At 68.3% G+C, this 17,165-nt stretch carries 16 protein-coding genes and 2 pseudogenes; 7 read left to right on the top strand and 11 right to left on the bottom strand.

The features are described from left to right. A pseudogene (locus VGC47_01640) lies at nucleotides 1–143 on the top strand (transposase). A gap of 45 nt (nucleotides 144–188) precedes the next feature. On the opposite strand, the pseudogene VGC47_01635 reads toward VGC47_01640, so the two are convergent. Beyond that, nucleotides 189–464 (bottom strand): annotated as a pseudogene (locus VGC47_01635) (DUF222 domain-containing protein). 343 nt (nucleotides 465–807) lie between these two features. Between VGC47_01635 and VGC47_01630 the strand changes: the two are divergent. Next, the gene (locus VGC47_01630) at nucleotides 808–1,362 is read left to right on the top strand and encodes a GNAT family N-acetyltransferase (protein ID HEX9854002.1); all 555 of its coding nucleotides are present in this window, start codon (nucleotides 808–810) and stop codon (nucleotides 1,360–1,362) included. A gap of 16 nt (nucleotides 1,363–1,378) precedes the next feature. Here the strand turns inward: VGC47_01630 and VGC47_01625 are convergent, their stop codons facing one another. The 9 genes from VGC47_01625 to VGC47_01585 are packed head-to-tail and all read right to left on the bottom strand — an operon-like array spanning nucleotide 1,379 to nucleotide 8,042. Next, nucleotides 1,379–2,431 carry an Ldh family oxidoreductase gene (locus VGC47_01625; protein HEX9854001.1) on the bottom strand — a complete coding sequence of 351 codons (1,053 nt, stop codon included), beginning with the start codon at nucleotides 2,429–2,431 and terminating at the stop codon, nucleotides 1,379–1,381. Continuing rightward, nucleotides 2,428–2,820 (bottom strand): cupin domain-containing protein, encoded by a 393-nt coding sequence (locus VGC47_01620; GenBank protein ID HEX9854000.1) that lies wholly within the window; start codon nucleotides 2,818–2,820, stop codon nucleotides 2,428–2,430. Before VGC47_01620 ends, VGC47_01625 begins: the two co-directional genes overlap by 4 nt. After that, on the bottom strand, nucleotides 2,808–3,668 hold the full coding sequence (locus VGC47_01615) for an NAD(P)-dependent oxidoreductase (GenBank protein ID HEX9853999.1): 861 nt from the start codon (nucleotides 3,666–3,668) through the stop codon (nucleotides 2,808–2,810). The genes VGC47_01620 and VGC47_01615 overlap by 13 nt, the downstream gene beginning before the upstream one ends. Then, nucleotides 3,665–4,417 (bottom strand): SDR family NAD(P)-dependent oxidoreductase, encoded by a 753-nt coding sequence (locus VGC47_01610; GenBank protein HEX9853998.1) that lies wholly within the window; start codon nucleotides 4,415–4,417, stop codon nucleotides 3,665–3,667. The genes VGC47_01615 and VGC47_01610 overlap by 4 nt, the downstream gene beginning before the upstream one ends. Beyond that, nucleotides 4,405–5,313, bottom strand: coding sequence for a TRAP transporter substrate-binding protein (locus VGC47_01605; protein ID HEX9853997.1), 909 nt, complete (start codon nucleotides 5,311–5,313; stop codon nucleotides 4,405–4,407). The genes VGC47_01610 and VGC47_01605 overlap by 13 nt, the downstream gene beginning before the upstream one ends. Beyond that, nucleotides 5,310–6,113 carry a protein-disulfide reductase DsbD domain-containing protein gene (locus VGC47_01600; protein HEX9853996.1) on the bottom strand — a complete coding sequence of 268 codons (804 nt, stop codon included), beginning with the start codon at nucleotides 6,111–6,113 and terminating at the stop codon, nucleotides 5,310–5,312. The genes VGC47_01605 and VGC47_01600 overlap by 4 nt, the downstream gene beginning before the upstream one ends. A 12-nt stretch (nucleotides 6,114–6,125) precedes the next feature. Beyond that, nucleotides 6,126–6,314 carry a hypothetical protein gene (locus VGC47_01595; protein ID HEX9853995.1) on the bottom strand — a complete coding sequence of 63 codons (189 nt, stop codon included), beginning with the start codon at nucleotides 6,312–6,314 and terminating at the stop codon, nucleotides 6,126–6,128. Next, entirely contained in the window at nucleotides 6,311–7,318 is a 1,008-nt protein-coding gene (locus VGC47_01590; protein ID HEX9853994.1) for an amidohydrolase family protein, read from the bottom strand. The genes VGC47_01595 and VGC47_01590 overlap by 4 nt, the downstream gene beginning before the upstream one ends. Nucleotides 7,319–7,367: 49 nt before the next feature. Further along, nucleotides 7,368–8,042 (bottom strand): GntR family transcriptional regulator, encoded by a 675-nt coding sequence (locus tag VGC47_01585; GenBank protein HEX9853993.1) that lies wholly within the window; start codon nucleotides 8,040–8,042, stop codon nucleotides 7,368–7,370. Between the two features lie 125 nt (nucleotides 8,043–8,167). Here VGC47_01585 and VGC47_01580 point away from each other — a divergent pair, with 125 nt between their 5' ends. After that, a complete protein-coding gene (locus tag VGC47_01580; protein HEX9853992.1) occupies nucleotides 8,168–9,166 on the top strand; it encodes an alcohol dehydrogenase catalytic domain-containing protein in 999 nt (332 codons plus the stop codon). Nucleotides 9,167–9,184: 18 nt separating this feature from the next. On the opposite strand, the gene VGC47_01575 is transcribed toward VGC47_01580, so the two are convergent. Next, nucleotides 9,185–10,171 (bottom strand): Gfo/Idh/MocA family oxidoreductase, encoded by a 987-nt coding sequence (locus VGC47_01575; protein HEX9853991.1) that lies wholly within the window; start codon nucleotides 10,169–10,171, stop codon nucleotides 9,185–9,187. Nucleotides 10,172–10,365: 194 nt separating this feature from the next. On the opposite strand from VGC47_01575, the gene betB reads away from it, so the two are divergent. The 4 genes from betB (at nucleotide 10,366) to VGC47_01555 (ending at nucleotide 17,160) form a co-directional block, all read left to right on the top strand. Next, a complete protein-coding gene (gene betB / locus VGC47_01570; protein HEX9853990.1) occupies nucleotides 10,366–11,829 on the top strand; it encodes a betaine-aldehyde dehydrogenase in 1,464 nt (487 codons plus the stop codon). Between the two features lie 70 nt (nucleotides 11,830–11,899). Next, nucleotides 11,900–12,457: a hypothetical protein gene (locus VGC47_01565; protein HEX9853989.1), complete on the top strand. Its 558-nt coding sequence runs from the start codon at nucleotides 11,900–11,902 to the stop codon at nucleotides 12,455–12,457. A 126-nt stretch (nucleotides 12,458–12,583) separates the two neighbouring features. Next, the gene (nifJ, locus tag VGC47_01560; GenBank protein ID HEX9853988.1) at nucleotides 12,584–16,159 is read left to right on the top strand and encodes a pyruvate:ferredoxin (flavodoxin) oxidoreductase; all 3,576 of its coding nucleotides are present in this window, start codon (nucleotides 12,584–12,586) and stop codon (nucleotides 16,157–16,159) included. Next, entirely contained in the window at nucleotides 16,156–17,160 is a 1,005-nt protein-coding gene (locus tag VGC47_01555) for a dihydroorotate dehydrogenase-like protein (GenBank protein HEX9853987.1), read from the top strand. The genes nifJ and VGC47_01555 overlap by 4 nt, the downstream gene beginning before the upstream one ends. Nucleotides 17,161–17,165: the final 5 nt, after the last annotated feature.

Here is a 17,165-nt window from a genome sequence, read left to right as displayed (position 1 = left end):
AGGGAGCCAAGTTCTGGCTCGCAGTGCTCACCGAGCTCCGCAACCGGGGCGTCTCAGACGTGTTGATCGCCTGCTGCGACGGACTGACCGGGTTCGGTGACGCCATCGAGGCGGTCTGGCCCGAGACGGTGGTCCAGACCTGTGGAACTTGACAAGCCCCCGTCGGGTGCCACCTCGATGCACATGCCCCGTAGCCGTGCGATCAGTTGTCCGGTGGTCAACCCGGGTGCCTCGTCGATGACGCCGGCAACGACGTCCCGGGCGACTGCTTCGTCGAGGTGGGCGGTCTGGTGGACAATGCAACGGGCCCGCCGCCCGTCGAGGGCGCCGTCTAGCAGGCCAGTCCACACGACCGGGAGACGCCTCCGCAGATCGAGCGCCATCGACAACTCCGAGTCGGCGGCCCGACGCGTCAACCGCAACGCCACCCTGATCTCAGCCGCCCCAGAGATGGCGGCCTCCATCGAGTTCCCGTCGTCGAGCACTTCAACAACCGCTTCCATGTCTTGGCACATGCGGGCTTGATAATGCGACACGAGCCGCTGGTGTGCCCGCAACGCCACGATCCGGTCATAACCCGACAACCGGGACACGTCGACCCCCTCCAAGGCGGCCGCCAACCCCGACCCGGGACGCATCGAGTCGAGCCCCTCCGGGAGCCGCTCCCCAACCACATCACCAATATCGAACATACGTTCGACCATACCACACCCGACTGACGAAAAGAAGCCGCGATCATACCGAGTTACGGCCATGTGGCAATCGGCACAGGCAACGGCTGCCGACGTCCGTGCTTTCATGCCACGAGTGGATCTCGTCATCCGGGCCCTCACCCCCGAGCTGTGGCCAGCACTCGTCGATCTGTTCGACACGACCGGCCCGGTCGGCCGGTGCTGGTGCACGTACTGGCGAACCGGCAACGCCTACCGCCGCACCGACCCCGACGAGAACAGGGAGGCGTTTCGCGAAGTCGTCGCCGCCGGCCCTCCTCCCGGCCTGCTCGCCTTCGACGGCGAGATTGCCGTCGGCTGGTGCCAGCTCACCCCCCGCGACGCCTTGCCGTGGCTCGATCGCTCGCCGCGGCTGCGGCGCGTCGACGACGCCCCCGTCTGGTCGATCTCGTGCTTCTACATCCGAAAGGGCTACCGAAGGCAGGGCGTGACGACGACCCTGATCGCGGCGGCCGTGGAGGCGGCCGCGGAGGCCGGCGCGCCGGCGGTCGAGGCATATCCGCTCGACGCCGACCTCACGCCGAGCGCGTCGAGCACCGGATACGCGACGACGTTCGCTCGAGCAGGTTTCGTCACGGTCGCCCGGCACGTCGCGGCGCGCCCGATCATGCGCTACGACCTCGGGCAGTGAGCTGCGGCCGGCGCCGCTACTCCAACCTGTCGCCCACCCCGAGCCGATCGGCGAGACCCCGAAGCCGACCGAGGAGCATCTCGGGGATCTCGATCCCGCCTGCCCGGCTCCCCTTCTCGACCTCCGCCGCCCGGTCGCCGGGAAGCCTCACGATGGCGCCTCCCATGGGCTCCGAGGTGCGGAACTCGTGGAGCTTTGCGTCGACTCGCGCCAGGAACTCGTCCTGTTCGGCGAACAGATCGGGACGCATCACGAAGATCGCCTGGCCGGTGTTCGTGGGGATTTCCGGATGCTCCCTGTGATCGACCACCGAACGGCCGAAGGCCGCATCGTTGAGGACCCCGGCGAGGAGCCCGATGGCGATGTTGAGGCCGGCGCCCTTGTAGCCGCCGATCGGGACGAGGAAGCCCTCGTCGGCGCGGTTCGGGTCGGTGATCGGGTTGCCCTCGACATCGACGACCCAGCCGATCGGCATCTGCTCCCCCGCCTGCGCCACCACTTTGATGGTGCCGTGCGATGCGACGGTGGTCGCGATGTCGAGCAGGAAGGGAGGCTCGTCACCGGCCGGGACGCCGATGGCGATCGGGTTCGTTCCCAGGATCGGCTCCCGACCGCCCCACGGCGGCATGCCGTTGGCGTTGGCGACCGCGAAGTAGAAGGCGATCAACCCCTCCCCGACTGCCATGGCCGGGTAGATGCCGGCTGCGCCGGCGTGGTTCGAGCGGGTCGTCCCCACCCACGCCATCCCGGATTGTTGCGCCTTCTCGATCGCCGTCTCGGCGGCGAGCGTCATCACGACCTGGCCGAGTCCGTTGTCGCCGTCGACGAGCGCCGAAACCGGGGTCTGCCGGGCGATGCGGATTGCCGGCCGCAGGTTGTAGCCGCCTGCCTCGATGCGCTCGGCGTACAGAGGCAGCCGGATGATTCCATGGCCGGTCCTGCCTCGGGCGTCGGCTTCCAGCAAGCGCTTCGCAGTCGTCTCGGCGTGGTCGGGCAGCACACCGAGAGCACCGAGCACGTCGGCGACGAAAGCCTCGAGCCTGCCCATCGGGAAAGGCGGCGCGGTCATGGCGCGCCGCGCTGGAACTGCTCCACGGTCTCGCCCGTGTCGGCGAACGTGCGGGTCACGTACGTGTCGCCGTACACCCACAGGATCCTCATGATCCCGCCTCCGGTGTTGACGAACCTGTGGAACTCGCCGGGCGCGATCTGGGTGGTGTCGTAGGGCCGCGCCGGCCGCTCAGCGCCTTCGAGCACGGCGATGCCCTCACCTTCGAGCACCGTCACCTGCTCCACGGTGTTGTGGGCGTGGAGCGGGATGCTCGTGCCGGGAGGGAACGACGTGACCCCCATCACGAAGCCCTGCCCCTCGAGCGGCTCGGGGGTGAGCCGCACGCTCGTGATGCCGTCGCCGCGCTCCACCGGGTCGGCTTCGTCGAACACGATCAGGTTCGCCACGGTCCCTCCTTCACGAGCCACGTCTCGATGATCGCAGCGATGTCGCCGTCCCCGTGACCGAGTCGCGACGCCTCGTCGAACACCTGCTCGACGACCGATGCGAGGCGGTCACCCCCGGCCAACCCTGAGGCGTGGCCCATGTCCTTGCGCATCAGGTCGATCGTGAACGCTGCCCGGTACTCCCTGTCGCGCAGCGCCGGTCCTTTGTACTCGATGAGCTTCGGTACCGCCCCGGCGGCGAGGAGGCCGAGCCCGGCGTCCACATCGATGTCGTTCGCCTCCATCTGCACGACGGCCTCGGCGAGGGCGGCGACCGAGGCGGCAAGCAGCCGGTTCGTGATGAGCTTCATGACGAGGCCGGCCCCGTTGCCACCCATGTGGTGCACCGACGACGACATGGACGCCAGCACGGGCATCACCGTCGCCAGTGCGCCGGCCTCACCCCCGACCATCACGGCCAGGGTCTTCGACTCGGCGTGGGGAACGCTCCCGCTCAGCGGGGCGTCGAGGAACGATCGGCGCCGCGCCGCCGCTTCCTCGGCGATGGCGCGTGACCCGTCGATCGAGATCGTCGACAGATCGACTGCGACCCCGCCATCCGCCATGGCCTCCAGGAGATTCCCCGGCTCGAGGAACACCCCGGCGACCTCGGGAGTGTCGGGTAGAGACGTCAGCACGACGTCGGCGCCTTCGAGCGCGCCCAGATCTGTCGTGGCATCGAGGCCGGAGGCGAGGGCGCGCTCGACTGCCGACCCGACGACATCGACGCAGCGGATGTCGTGCCCACCTGCGGCGATGTTGCGGGCTATGGGCAGCCCCATCCTCCCGAGGCCGACGAACCCGATCACGCCATGAACCTCCCTCCATTCACCGAGACCGTCTCACCCGTGATGAATCCCGCCTCTTCGGAAGCCAGGAACATCATCACGGCGACGATCTCGTCGATCTCGCCGTAGCGTCCGAGGGGGATGGTCTCCGCCGTCCGGCTGCGCTCTTCGGGCGACCTCACGGTGTGGATCCGCTCGGTGAGCACGGCGGTCGGAGCGATGGCGTTGCTGGTTATCCCTTCGCCCGCCAGCTCGAGTGCCATGACCCTGGTGAGTGCGAGGACTCCGGCCTTGGCGGCTGCGTAGGGCGGCGACGAGCGGTACGCCGCCGTCTGGCCGGCGAGCGAGCTCATCGTGATGATCCTCCCGGCGGTGCTCCGTCTGAGGAGGGGGATGGCCGCTTGCGAGCAGAGGAAGACTCCCTTGAGGTTGAGGTCGACGATCCTGTCCCACTCGTCGTCGCCGACCGACTCCATCGTGTGCTGCTCCCAGAAGCCGCCTGCGTTGTTCACGAGGACGTCGAGGCCGCCCCGGGAATCCACATGATCGAACGCGGCAGTGACGGACCGGCGGTCGGTGACGTCGACTCGCAGGAATTCGGCCCCATCGACCCCCGCCACGGCGGCCCGGCCTGCCTCCTCGTCGACGTCGAGGGCGTAGACGGTCGCCCCGGCAGCTCCAAAAGCGGCAACCGCGCCGGCTCCGATCCCGGCCGCCGAACCAGTGATGGCAACCGCACGCCGGCTGAAGTCCCACGTCACGTCGGCCACGGAACCACCTCGCCGACCTCGGACCTCGCCCATTCGGCGACACGCGCCGTCGCCGCGACGAAGGCGGCCCTCTCGTCGGGTGTCGGATCGACGAACGCCGTCCCGGCGGCGGCCATCTTCTCTCGCGTCTCGTTCTCGAAGGCCGCCGCCGCCGGGCGCTGGAAGGCGATGGCGTCGCGAGCGGCGATCCGCAGCTCATCGGCGACCTCGGCAGGCAGCGCCTCGAGCGATCTCGGATTTGCGTAGACGCCGCGAGCCCCGAAGAGGTGGGCCGTCATGGTCACGTGGGGATGGATGGCGTCCACCCCGCATGCGGTGGTGTTCGCCAGCGGGTTCTCCTGGGCGTCGACCTCGCCGGCCATCAGCAGCTCGATCCCGCGGCTCAGCTCGACGGCGACCGGGATGCCTCCCCACGCTTCGACCATCGCCTCGTGGACCCGGTTCGGCTGGAGGCGCACCCGCAGGCCGGCCACGTCCTCCGGCACATGGACGGGATGGCGGGCGTTCGTGAGATGGCGGAAGCCGTTGTCCCAGTAGCCGAGCACCTCGAGACCGGTGCGGCGCTCCGTTGCCGCCGTCAGGGCCGCCCCGAAAGACCCATCCATGGCCGAGTGTGCCTCGTCGAGGGTGTCGAACAGGAACGGAACCTCGAGGGCGTTCAGCTCGGGTACCCGCTCTCCGAGGTAGCTCGTCGAGAAATAGCACAGCGTCAGCTCACCGCCTTCGACCATGTCGAGGAGGTCGGAGCTCTGGCGTCCCAGGTCCATGATGTTGGGCACGATCTCGACCGCGACCGCTCCGTCGACGGCGGCATCGAGCCGCCGGGCGATGTGCTCGAGCGCCCGCGTGTGTGTGCTGTCGCGGGGCGCGTAGCCGCCCGCCCGGATCGTGGTCACATCTTCGGCCTGACGACGAGAGACAGCTCGAGCCGGATCTCGCCCGGTGGGAGACAGATCGTGGCGGAGCACGCCTGGTATCTCACCACGATCGTGAAGCGGACGGTTTCGCCCGTCTTCTCGTGAACGTGGAATGGGATCTCGAGCGCTGCCCGCCCCTCGACCACTTGAAGCTCATCGTCGATGCCGTCGATGAGGAAGGGCTCCCCCGACGGAGGATCCGGCTCGTCCCAGAAGACGCCGTCCGGCGCCTCGATGGAAGCCTCCAGCAGCGTGTACCCGCCGCTCGTCGGCGGGACGAACACGTGCACGCCTGGATCCAGCGCCACGTCGACCCTGACGGTGCTCACTTGGTTCGGGAAGACGGATGCGGTTGCGTGGTAGGCGGCGGCAGTGATTCCGTCCGCCGCCGCGGTAGCGCTCACCTCGGCGCCGTCGCCGGCTGCCACGAGGCCGAGGTCCTCCACGACCGATCGGCTCGTGCGACGGTTCCTGTGCGATCGCTCGAAGCGTTTGTCGACCACGATGCCTGACGGGTCCAACACGAACGACCCGGGGTACGGCAGGCCGTGGTGCTTGTCCTCGTACGCCCATCCCCAGTACGCCTGATCGGCGGCGATACTGCGGTTCAGCACCCCCAGTGCGCTCATTGCGATGCTCCCGACGTCGGAGAGCAGCCGATACGAGATGCCGTGCCGGGCCCCGAAGTCGGCGAGCACATCGACCGGGTCGTACGAGATTGCGTAGACGGCGAGGTCACTGCTGCTCGCCGCCGTCTCTTGCAACTCGACCAGCTGCATCTTGCACCATGGTCACCAATCTGCGCTGCGGTGGACGACCACGAGCGCCGGGCGTCCGGCGCGGTCGGCGTGCAGGTCGACGGCGCGCCCCGTCTGGTCGGGCAGGACGACGTCCGGGAAGCGCTGCCCGATGGGCGGTCCGATCTCGTCGAAGTCGACGGGGGACAACCCGAGGCCGGGATCGAGCTTCGGCGCGCTCACAACGAGAACACCCGCAGGGCGTTGCCCCCCTTGATGGCGGCTCGCTCGTCCTCGTCGAGGCCGTCGGTGGCGTCGACCAGCCCGAGCGGATCGGTTTCGCCCATGTCGAACGGAAAGTCGGTCCCCGCCATGACGCGATCGGCGCCGACGATCTCGACGAGGTGACGCAGATAGATCGGCTGGAACACCATCGTGTCGTAGTACAGCCGCCTCATGTAGTGGCTCGGCGGATGGTCCGGGATCGCAACCCTGGTCTCGGGCCGCACCTCCCACGTGTGGTCGGACCGCGAGCTGTAGAACGGCAGGTACCCGCCACCGTGGAGGAGCACGAGCCGGAGGTCGGGCAACTCTTCGAAGAGCCCCGAGAAGATCAGCCGACTCGCCGCAACCATCGTCTCGAGAGGGTTGCCGACGCAGTTGACGAGGAAGTACTCACCGAGGCGGTGGCTCTCCTCGTAACCGTTCGGGTGCAGGATCACGGGAACGCCCTTGGCGGCAACGGCTTGCCAGAAGGGCCGGAACCTTGGCTCGTCGAGGTTGTGGCCGTGGATCGTGCCACCTATCTGGAGGCCCTTGAACCCCAGGTCGTCGACGGCCCGGTCCATCTCGGCGATCGCCATGTCGACATCCTGGAGCGGCACGGTCGCCCCCAGCGCCACGAAACGGTCGGGGAAGTCCGCCACCGCGGCCGCCAGTCGCTCGTTCTGCAGGCGGGCAGACTCGGCGCCGACCTTGGCCGGTGCCCAATACCCGTACTCCGAGACGAACGTCGCCAAGCCCTGCACGTCGATGCCCATGCGGTCCATGTGCTCGATCCGGGCGGCCGGGTTGCGGAGCGCCTCGATGATCGTCGGGAACATCTCCCGGTTGTGCTCCTTCGAATCGGCACCCATGAAGTAGTCGTACGGCTCGTACCGGGGACGCTTGTGGTCCTCGACCGCGGCGGCGGCCGCAGGAGTCGCCAGGTGACAATGGATGTCGACCGTGACCGCTCCGGCGCTCATCTGCCCCGCCGACTGCCAGAACCCACGGAACCTCGGTTCCCGAACCCGTTCACTCGCGCTGATCCCGGGCGAACACTTCGTGGGGAATCCGCATGTGGCGCTCGATGACGGTGATCGCCCCCTCGGTGTCCCTGGCCCGCAGGGCGTCGATGATGGCGGCGTGGTCGCCGATGGCCATCTTCCTGAGGTCCGGCTGTTGGCGCATCGTCGCCCGGACATACATCGCCGAGGTGTCGAACAGGCCACGGAGGATGGCAGCCAGCCGCGGCGAGCCTGCCGAGTCGTAGATCGAGAGATGGAACGCCCGATTCAAGTCGCTGAAGCCGTCCGACTCAGGATCGGCGAGCATCTTCTCGTGGATGGAGAGCGCAGCCTCGATGCCTGCCTCATCGATGTGATCGACGGCTCTCCGCAGCGCCTCGGGCTCGAGGACGCGCCTGATCTCGTACATCTCGAGGAGCTCGTCCCGCGTCAGCTCGTGGACGACGGCGCCGCGATGCGGATCGAGCCTGATGAGGCCCTCCGAGGCGAGGTCGCGCAGAGCTTCGCGCACGGGAGTCGTGCTCACGTCGAGCATCTCGGCGATCTCCGCCTGTACCAGGCGGGTCCCACCCGTGATCGCACCGTCGAGGATCCCCTGGCGGAGGGTCTCGAAGACGAACGAGTAGGCGGTCGGCCTCGGGCGCACTGCGCCACCCAAGACACCGGCGATGCCGGGGTCCATCGTCATCTTCCCTTCGTGCTCGACTGCTCCGACATATGATACAACCGATAGTGCAGGATTCCCGGCTGGGACGGTCCACACGTCCGGGTGCGCAAAGATACGTCGGTCGAGAGTGGGTTTCGTCGATGCGGTCCATTCAAGTCATCGAGCCGGGTGTGCTGGAGGTCCGGGACACGCCCGAGCCGGCCCCGTCAGGTGGCGCCCTCATCCGGCTCGAGACGGCAGGCATATGCGGCACGGACGTGAAGATCCTCGCCGGCAAGATCAAGTCGGTCTACCCGAGGATCATGGGTCACGAAGCCATCGGGAGGGTCGTCGTCCCGGGGCCGAGTGACGCTTTCGCGGTAGGCGATCGTGTCCTCGTCGATCCCGCCGTGGCCTGTGGTCGATGCGCCCTGTGCCGCCAGGGACGGCCCAACCTGTGTCTCGTCGGCGGTCTCATGGGCCGGGACGCCGACGGGGCGTTCGCCGAGCTGATGACCGCTCCCGAGGAGCGCCTCATCGCAGTGCCCGACTCGATCGCCGACGATGCGACCGGGCTGCTCCAGGTGTGCGGGACGACGATCCACGCGCTGCGGACCGTTTCGATCTTCCCGGGCGATTCGGCCGTCGTCGTCGGGCTCGGCGTCGCCGGACAGCTTCTCGTCCGGCTCCTCGTCGCCTCCGGAGCGACGGTGATCGGCGTCACCCGAGCGGAGTGGAAGCGCGACCTGGCGGCGGAGGCGGGGGCGGCGGCCGTGTGTCCTCCGGAGAGCGCCGCAGAGGTCGTCGCCGAGATCACCGGCGGCGCCGGGGTCGACTACGGGATCGAGGCGGCCGGGACCGAGGAGACCCTCGGCCGGGTCATCGACCTGACGAGGGTCGGCGGCCAGGTGGTCGTGTTCGGGACGCTCACGGGTGGGGGCGCCGGGTTGCCGTACTACCAGCTCTATTTCAAGGAGCTGACGATCCACAACCCGAGAGCGGCGATCGCGACGGACTACGCCCGGGCCGTGGCGCTCGCGGCAGACGGGACGCTCGACCTCGCTCGCCTCGTGACCCACCGCTTCTCGCTGGACGAAGGTGCCGCCGCATTCGAGGCGGTCGACGATCCGAGCTCGATGAAGGTACTCATCCGCCCCTGATCGCAACTCGGCGGTGGATCAGTAGGACACGTCGACCGGCAGGTTGGACTCGCTGCTGCGCACCATGGCCTCGAGCACGGATACGACTGCCATGCCCTCCCGGCCGCCCACTTCGGGCGGCTTCTCGCGGCGCACGACGGCGGCGAACTCGACGAGCTGGTCGTGGATGGGGTCGACCTGGCCGAGCGGTACCTCGGTGCGCTGCGGGCCGGTCTCGGGGGACTGGGTGAACAGCTGCTTGGCGTCCATCTCGGTGTGGGCGCTGCCGCCGATCCCGTAGATGCTCAGGCACGAGTTCACCGGTATGACGAACGAGGTCACCAGCGTGCCGACGGCTCCGTTCTCGAACTCGATGGCGACCACGGTCGCCTCGTCGATCTCGGGGTCCGTCATGGTGTTTTTCGACATCGTGAACACCCGCTTCATCGGCCCTACGAGGTAGTGGAGCGTGTCGATCTTGTGGACGCCGAGCGACGTCATGCCTCCGAGAGGGCTCTCCTCTCGATCTCGCCGCCAAGCGTCCGGGGCGTGGCTGAGGGCGTTCGGCACCGACTGGTGGCTCTCGGCGGCTTGGATCGTCCCGAGGTCGCCGGCGTCGATCATCCTCTTGATCGCCCGGTTGCCGGGCATCCGCCTGCGCTGGTGGCCCACCTGGAGCGGCACGCCGGCCTGCTCGGCGGCGGCGACGGCTGCTCTGGCGTCGTCGAGGTGCAGGGTGAGCGGCTTCTCGACGAAGATCGCTTTGCCTGCCGCGGCGGCCGCCTCGACGAGCGGCCGGTGGCTGGAGTGCGACGTTGCGATGAGGACACCCTCGACGTCGTCATCGGCAAGGAGCTCGTCGAGCGACCCCGGCGCCGCGCAACCGAACTCGGCCGCGAAGGCGTCTCTGGCGTCCGGAGACCTCGAGTAGCCGGCGACCACCCTGGCCTCGCCGGTCGCGTTGACCGCGTTGGCGAGCGTCCTTCCCCACCATCCGACCCCGATGACTCCCAGACCGACCGCCATGCGACACCCTCTCTCCCGTTCTTGCGTCCCCGCGTCGCACATATGCGATGCCGGGACGCACGTCCAGGATGGTGATCCTAAATCCGACGCCCCGATCCGTCCCCGGGCATCCAAGGCGGCGTCGGCGCGGGCGCCGGCGCGGGTAGCCTCGGCTGCGGTGACGCCGGGCCGCCCTCGACCCAGCAGTGAGGTGACTGTTGCAGCTCCCAGAAGCGAAGTCGTACATCGGAGGCCGGTACCACGACGCACCCGACGCCGTGCGCTTCGAGGCGGTCAACCCGGCCACCGGACAGCCGATATGCAGCGTCCAGCAGGCGGGCAGGAGCGAAGTCGATGCGGCGGTCACGTCCGCCCGATCCGGCTTCGAGGAGTGGTCCGCCATGAGCGGCGCCCAACGCGGCAGGGTCCTCAACAGGGCGGTGGCGCTGCTGCGAGAGCGCAACGACGAGCTCGCCAGGCTCGAGGTGCTCGACACCGGCAAGCCGCTTCAGGAGGCACTCGCCGTCGACGTTTCCTCCGGAGCAGACGCCGTCGAGTACTTCGCCGGCCTGGCCGCATCCATCCACGGCGACCACTACGACCTCGGGTCCTCGTTCGCGTATACCCGGCGAGAGCCGCTCGGCGTCTGCGCAGGGATTGGAGCGTGGAACTACCCCATCCAGATCGCTTGCTGGAAGTCGGGCCCGGCGCTTGCGTGCGGCAACTCGATGATCTTCAAACCGGCCGAGCTGACGCCGCTCACCGCCCTCCGGCTCGCCGAGATCTACACGGAGTCGGGCGTCCCGGACGGGGTGTTCAACGTCGTCCAGGGAGACGGCTCGACCGGGGCGCTCCTGACGGCTCACCCCGGAATCGCCAAGGTCTCGCTGACGGGCGAGGTGACGACCGGGCGCAAGGTGATGGCGAGCGCCGCCGAGACGCTCAAGCACGTGACCCTCGAGCTGGGAGGCAAGTCGCCTCTCATCGTGTTCGCAGACGCCGATCTCGACAACGCCGTCTCTGCCGCCCTCCTCGCCAACTTCTACACGCAGGGCGAGATCTGCTCGAACGGGACCAGGGTTTTCGTCGACGAGGCGGTCCACGACGAGTTCGTCGAGCGTCTCAGGATCCGGACGGCGAAGATGCGGATCGGCGACCCGATGAACCTCGAGACGCACGTCGGGGCACTCATATCTGCCGAGCATCGCGACAAGGTGCTCGGCTACATCCAGGCGGGAATCGACGCAGGGGCACGCCTCGTGACAGGAGGCGGCGTGCCGGACGGGCCGGAGTGCGCCGACGGCTACTTCGTGGAGCCGACCGTCTTCGACGGCTGCACGGACGACATGACCATCGTGCGTGAGGAGATCTTCGGGCCGGTGATGGCGGTGCTCACGTTCAACGGTGAGGACGAGGTCGTGGCGAGGGCGAATGGAACTCCATACGGCCTGGCGGCAGGCATCTTCACGAAGGACGTCCAGCGCGCCCACCGGGTGGCGGCGAACCTGGAAGCGGGCACGATCTGGATCAACACCTACAACGTCACGCCGATCGAGATGCCGTTCGGCGGTTACAAGCAATCCGGCATCGGCAGGGAGAACTCGGCGGCCGCCATCGAGCACTACACCCAGCTCAAGAGCGTCTACGTCGAGATGGGAGACGTCGAGGCACCCTATTGACAGGCCCGGCCGAACCGATCGGGCGGGCGGGACGTATCGTTCCTCGAGCTCAACGAGGAGAGAACGGGTGATGAAACGGAACCTCGCCGTCATCGTCGTGGGAATCGCCGTCGTGGCGGCGGCGTGTGGGGAGACGCCGTCGGGTGACGTTGCGAGCGACGTAGGAGGCGCTCAGACGACGGATGCGCCGACGGCAGCGCCGACCACCTCGGCGCCAGCCACGACGGTTGCCGCCGGCCCCGAGGTCGCGCTGGCTTCGGGAGACCTGGGCGACCACCTCGTCGACGGAGACGGTTACACCCTGTACCTGTTCGTGCCGGACGATGCGGGCGACAGCACGTGCATCGACAGCTGCGCTGCCACCTGGCCTCCGATGCTCGGTGAGGCGACCGCAGGCGACGGCGTCGACGCCTCTCTACTCGGTGCGTCGGAGCGGAGCGATGGCGGCACCCAGGTCACGTACAACGGATGGCCGCTGTACTACTACGGCGCCGACAGCGCTCCCGGGGACACGAAAGGCCAGGGCGTCAGCGGCGTCTGGTACGTCGTGGGCGCATCCGGGGAGGCGGCCGACGAGGCGGCCGACGAGGCCGGCGACCCGATCGGCGACTACTACCGCGACTATTGATCCCGAGCGAGGCCGACCGCGCCGCCCGGTGATAGTGGCGGGTCGTCCGGATCGCCTGCCGGCACGAGGGTAGGTCGTGAACCGGGGGGCTTTCGGCCCTGGCCGGTTCTGCGCCCATCCAGAACGATGGTGGCCGTGGCGGCAGCAACGACACCCCGAGATCAGATCGTCGTCGACGGCAACGAAGCAGCGGCGCGCATCGCCTTCGCTCTCAGCGAGGTCATGGCGATCTACCCGATCACCCCGGCATCCGCCATGGGAGAGCTCGCCGATGCGTGGGCCCATCAAGGGAAAACGAACATCTGGGGCGCCGTCCCCGAGGTCGTCGAGATGCAGTCCGAGGCGGGTGCCGCCGGGGCGCTCCACGGCGCCATCCAGACGGGAGCGCTCGGCTCCACCTTCACGGCGTCGCAGGGCCTTCTCCTCATGCTGCCGAACCTCTACAAGATCGCAGGCGAGCTGACCCCGGCCGTCGTCCACGTGGCGGCCCGCACCATCGCGACGCATGCCCTCAGCATCTTCGGAGATCACAGCGACGTCATGGCCGCCCGCCAGACCGGGATGGCCCTGCTCTGCTCGAGCTCGGTACAGGAAGCCCAGGACCTCGCCCTCGTCTCCCACGTCGCGACGCTGGAGAGTCGGATCCCGTTCCTCCACTTCTTCGACGGGTTCCGCACGTCGCACGAGGTGGCCACGATCGACGCCATCCGGGAGGACGTGATCCGGGCGATGGTCGACGACCGGCTCGTCTCCGCTCACCGCATGCGATCGCTCGACCCGAACCGCCCCGTGCTGCGCGGCACGGCCCAGAACCCCGATGTCTTCTTCCAGAGCCGCGAAGCAGCCAACTCGTTCACGGACGCGACTCCGGCGATCGTGGCTTCGGTGATGGACCGGCTGGCCGAGCACACGGGGCGTCGCTACCGCTTGTTCGACTACCACGGCGTCGCCGACGCCGAGAGGGTGCTCGTCGTGATGGGGAGCGCCGCCGGAGCGGCGACCGAAGCCGTCGACCATCTCACCTCCCGGGACGAGAAGGTCGGCGTCATCGTCGTGAGGCTCTACCGGCCATTCGCGGGCGACGCCTTCCTCGCCGCCTTGCCGGAGACGGCCCGCTCGATCGCCGTGCTCGACCGAACCAAAGAGCCGGGCGCGGTCGGTGATCCGCTCTACCTCGACGTGGTCGCGGCGCTCTCAGAGCACGGCCGACGAGACGTCGAGGCGATCGGGGTTCGCTACGGCCTCTCCTCGAAGGAGTTCACCCCGGCACACGCCCTCACGGTCCTCGAAGAGCTGGCCAAGCCTGCGCCGATCCGCCACGCCACCGTCGGCATCACGGACGACGTCACCAAACGGTCGCTTCCGGTCACGGCCGAGTGGCGCGAGCCCGATGACGTCTTCCGGGGACTGTTCTTCGGGCTCGGCAGCGACGGCACGGTCGGCGCCAACAAGAGCACGGCCAAGATCGTCGGCGCCCGCGGGGGCGGGCACGCCCAGGGCTACTTCGTGTACGACTCGAAGAAATCCGGGGCGATGACCGTTTCTCACCTGCGGTTCTCGCCTCGTCCGATCACGTCGACGTACCTCGTCGACGAGGCGGACTTCGTGGCGTGCCACAACTTCGGCATCCTCGAGAAGATCGACGTGCTCGAGCACGCCGCCCCGGGCGCCACGTTCCTCCTGAACTCCCCGTTCGAGGCCTCCGCCGTCTGGAGCAGGATCCCTCGGGAGACCCAACACCACATCGTCGACAAGAAGCTTCGCTTCTTCGTCATCGATGCAGACGAGGTCGCCACCACGGCAGGGCTCGGCAAGCGTGTCAACACGGTCCTGCAGACCTGCTTCTTCGCCCTCACCGACCTCGTCCCGGGATCGGAGGCGACCGGCGCGATCAAGGCGTCCATCGAGAAGGCATACGGGCGATTCGGCGACGTCGTGCTCGAACGCAACTTCGCAGCGGTCGACGCAGCGATCGACGCCATGCAAGAGGTTCCCGTGCCCGCAGAGGCGACGACCGCGCTGCACATCCGTGCCGCCGTGCCGGAGGACGTCCCGGACTTCGTCGCCAAGGTCACGGGAGTCATCCTCGCCGGTCGCGGCGACGACCTCCCGGTCAGCGCCTTCCCGGTCGACGGGACCTTCCCGACGGCGACGTCTCGCTTCGAGAAGCGCTCGATCGCAACCGAGATCCCGATGTGGGATCCCGAGATCTGCATCGATTGCGGGCGGTGCGCCCTCGTCTGCCCCCATGCTGCGATCCGCATGAAGGTATACGACCCGTCGGCGATAGAGGACGCCCCCGACGGGTTCCAGTCGAAGCTGTGGAAGTCCAAGGACTTCGCAGGCATGGCGATGACGATCCAAGTGGCTCCCGACGACTGCACGGGCTGCGGCGTCTGTGTCGACATATGCCCGGCCCGCAGCAAGGAGGTGGCCGCCCACAAGGCGATCGACATGGCGCCCAAAGACCCGACCCTCGCCGTCACCCGCCGGTCCTTCGACTACTTCCTCGAGATCGCTCCCCACGACAGGACGACGCTCGATGTCGCCAGCATCAAGGGCTCTCAGCTACTCGAGCCGCTGTTCGAGTTCTCGGGGGCGTGCGCGGGCTGCGGGGAGACCCCGTACCTCAAGCTCCTCAGCCAGCTCTACGGAGACCGAGCCGTGGTCGCCAACGCCACCGGCTGCTCATCCATCTACGGCGGCAACCTGCCGACCACCCCGTGGGCGGTCGACGGTGAGGGCCGCGGGCCGGCGTGGTCGAACTCGCTCTTCGAGGACAACGCCGAGTTCGGCCTCGGGATGCGGCTCGCCATCGACGAGAGGACCCAGGCGGCGCAGCATCTCGTGGAAGCCCTCGCCGACCGCATCGGGGACATCGCAGCGGAGCTCCTCGACGCCGACCAGACGAGCGAAGCGGGCATCGCCGAGCAGCGCCGACGGGTCGGCGCCCTCAGGGAGTGTCTCGCCGGCATCGATGACGGGCGCGCCAGGACACTCGAGCAGATCGCCGACAGCCTGGTGAGCACGAGCGTGTGGATCGTGGGCGGCGACGGGTGGGCGTACGACATCGGGTTCGGAGGCCTCGACCACGTGCTCGCCTCAGGACGGGACGTCAACATCCTCGTGCTCGACACCGAGGTGTACTCGAACACCGGCGGCCAGGCCTCGAAAGCGACGCCGCGCGCCGCGGTCGCCAAGTTCGCCTCTGCCGGGAAGGCAACCGGCAAGAAGGACCTCGGGATGATCGCCCAGGCGTACGGGAACGTCTACGTCGCCCAGGTGGCCATGGGCGCCAACATGACACAAGTCGTGAAGGCGTTCACCGAGGCCGAGTCGTACCCGGGACCCTCGCTGATCATCGCCTTCAGCCCGTGCATCGCCCATGGCCTCGAGATGAGCACGATGATGCAGCACCAGAAAGCGGCGGCCGAGTGCGGGTACTGGCCGCTCTACCGCTACGACCCGCGAGCGGAGGCCGCCGGCGACCCGGGCCTGCGCCTCGACAGCCGCAAGTCCGCCATGCGCTTCGCCGAGTACGCCGCCAGCGAGGCCCGGTTCGCGATGCTCGCCCGATCGAACCCTCACCATGCCGAGCATCTGATGGAGCGCGCTCAGCAGGACATCGACGACCGCTGGCAGCTCTACGAGCAGATGGTCGACATCCACCGCACGGCCGTATACGCGGAGGCCGAGGAATGACGGTCGACCTCACGACCCGGTACCTCGGCCTGGAGCTCGCCAGTCCGCTCGTGGCCTCCGCCTCGCCGCTGACGGGAGACATCGAGACGCTGCTGGCGCTGGAGGAAGCAGGCATCGCTGCGGCAGTGCTGCCTTCCCTGTTCGAGGAGCAGATCGTCCACGACGCCCTCGCAGTGGCCGACGTTGCGGACTTCGGAGCCGACTTCTCCCCGGAGTTCTCCGGCGGACACCTTCCCGAGATGCTCCAGTACAACACCGGCTCGGAGTCGTACCTGAACGTGCTGCGGCTCGCCAAGCGCCAGTTGCGGATCCCTGTGATCGGCAGCCTGAACGGCGTCTCGCCGGGAGGATGGGTTGCGTACGCCGAGCGCATCGAGCACGCCGGCGCAGACGCCCTCGAGCTCAACATCTACCAAGTCGCCGCCGACGCCGCCAGGAGCGGGTCGGTGGTCGAAGCCGAGCACCTCGCCATGGTCGAGTCGGTGCGCAAGAGCGTCGCCATCCCACTCGCCGTCAAGGTCGGCCCGTTCTACTCGTCGTTCGCCGAGTTCGCGGCGCGACTCGCCGCCGCCGGTGCGGATGGGCTCGTGCTGTTCAATCGCTTCTACCAGCCGGACGTCGACCTCGGTGCCCTCGACGTGAGGCCAAACCTCTTGCTCTCGACGTCGACGGAGCTACGGCTGCCTCTCACGTGGATCGGGATCCTGCACGGACGGCTCGACGTGTCCCTGGCTGCAACCACGGGTGTGCACTCGGCAGACGACGTCGTCAAGGTGCTTCTCGTCGGAGGAGACGTCGCGATGTCGGCCTCTGCACTGCTCCGCCACGGCCCAGGCCACGTCAGGACGATGCGCCGCGAGCTCCTGGCGTGGCTCTCGGCGAACGGCTACGACGCCGTCGAGCAGATGAAGGGAAGCCTGAGCCAGCAGGCGAGCCCCGACCCGAGCGCCTTCGAGCGGGCAAACTACATGAAGGCGCTCGTCACATTCGTTCCGCAATGACCCGA

The sequence above is a fragment of the Acidimicrobiia bacterium genome (assembly GCA_036396535.1).
Lineage (GTDB): Bacteria > Actinomycetota > Acidimicrobiia > Spongiisociales > UBA5794 > DASWKR01.
Note: the sequence above shows the minus strand (reverse complement) of the source record. Positions and strands in the feature narration are given on the sequence as shown.

What these genes read in the sequence shown, in the direction of transcription:
- VGC47_01625 (HEX9854001.1), bottom strand. Translation starts at nt 2,431, where the DNA reads ATGACCGCGCCGCCTTTCCCGATGGGCAGGCTCGAGGCTTTCGTCGCC.
- VGC47_01600 (HEX9853996.1), bottom strand. Translation starts at nt 6,113, where the DNA reads ATGCAGCTGGTCGAGTTGCAAGAGACGGCGGCGAGCAGCAGTGACCTC.
- VGC47_01590 (HEX9853994.1), bottom strand. Translation starts at nt 7,318, where the DNA reads ATGAGCGCCGGAGCGGTCACGGTCGACATCCATTGTCACCTGGCGACT.
- VGC47_01585 (HEX9853993.1), bottom strand. Translation starts at nt 8,042, where the DNA reads ATGGACCCCGGCATCGCCGGTGTCTTGGGTGGCGCAGTGCGCCCGAGG.
- VGC47_01580 (HEX9853992.1), top strand. Translation starts at nt 8,168, where the DNA reads ATGCGGTCCATTCAAGTCATCGAGCCGGGTGTGCTGGAGGTCCGGGAC.
- VGC47_01575 (HEX9853991.1), bottom strand. Translation starts at nt 10,171, where the DNA reads ATGGCGGTCGGTCTGGGAGTCATCGGGGTCGGATGGTGGGGAAGGACG.
- VGC47_01565 (HEX9853989.1), top strand. Translation starts at nt 11,900, where the DNA reads ATGAAACGGAACCTCGCCGTCATCGTCGTGGGAATCGCCGTCGTGGCG.
- nifJ (HEX9853988.1), top strand. Translation starts at nt 12,584, where the DNA reads ATGGTGGCCGTGGCGGCAGCAACGACACCCCGAGATCAGATCGTCGTC.
- VGC47_01555 (HEX9853987.1), top strand. Translation starts at nt 16,156, where the DNA reads ATGACGGTCGACCTCACGACCCGGTACCTCGGCCTGGAGCTCGCCAGT.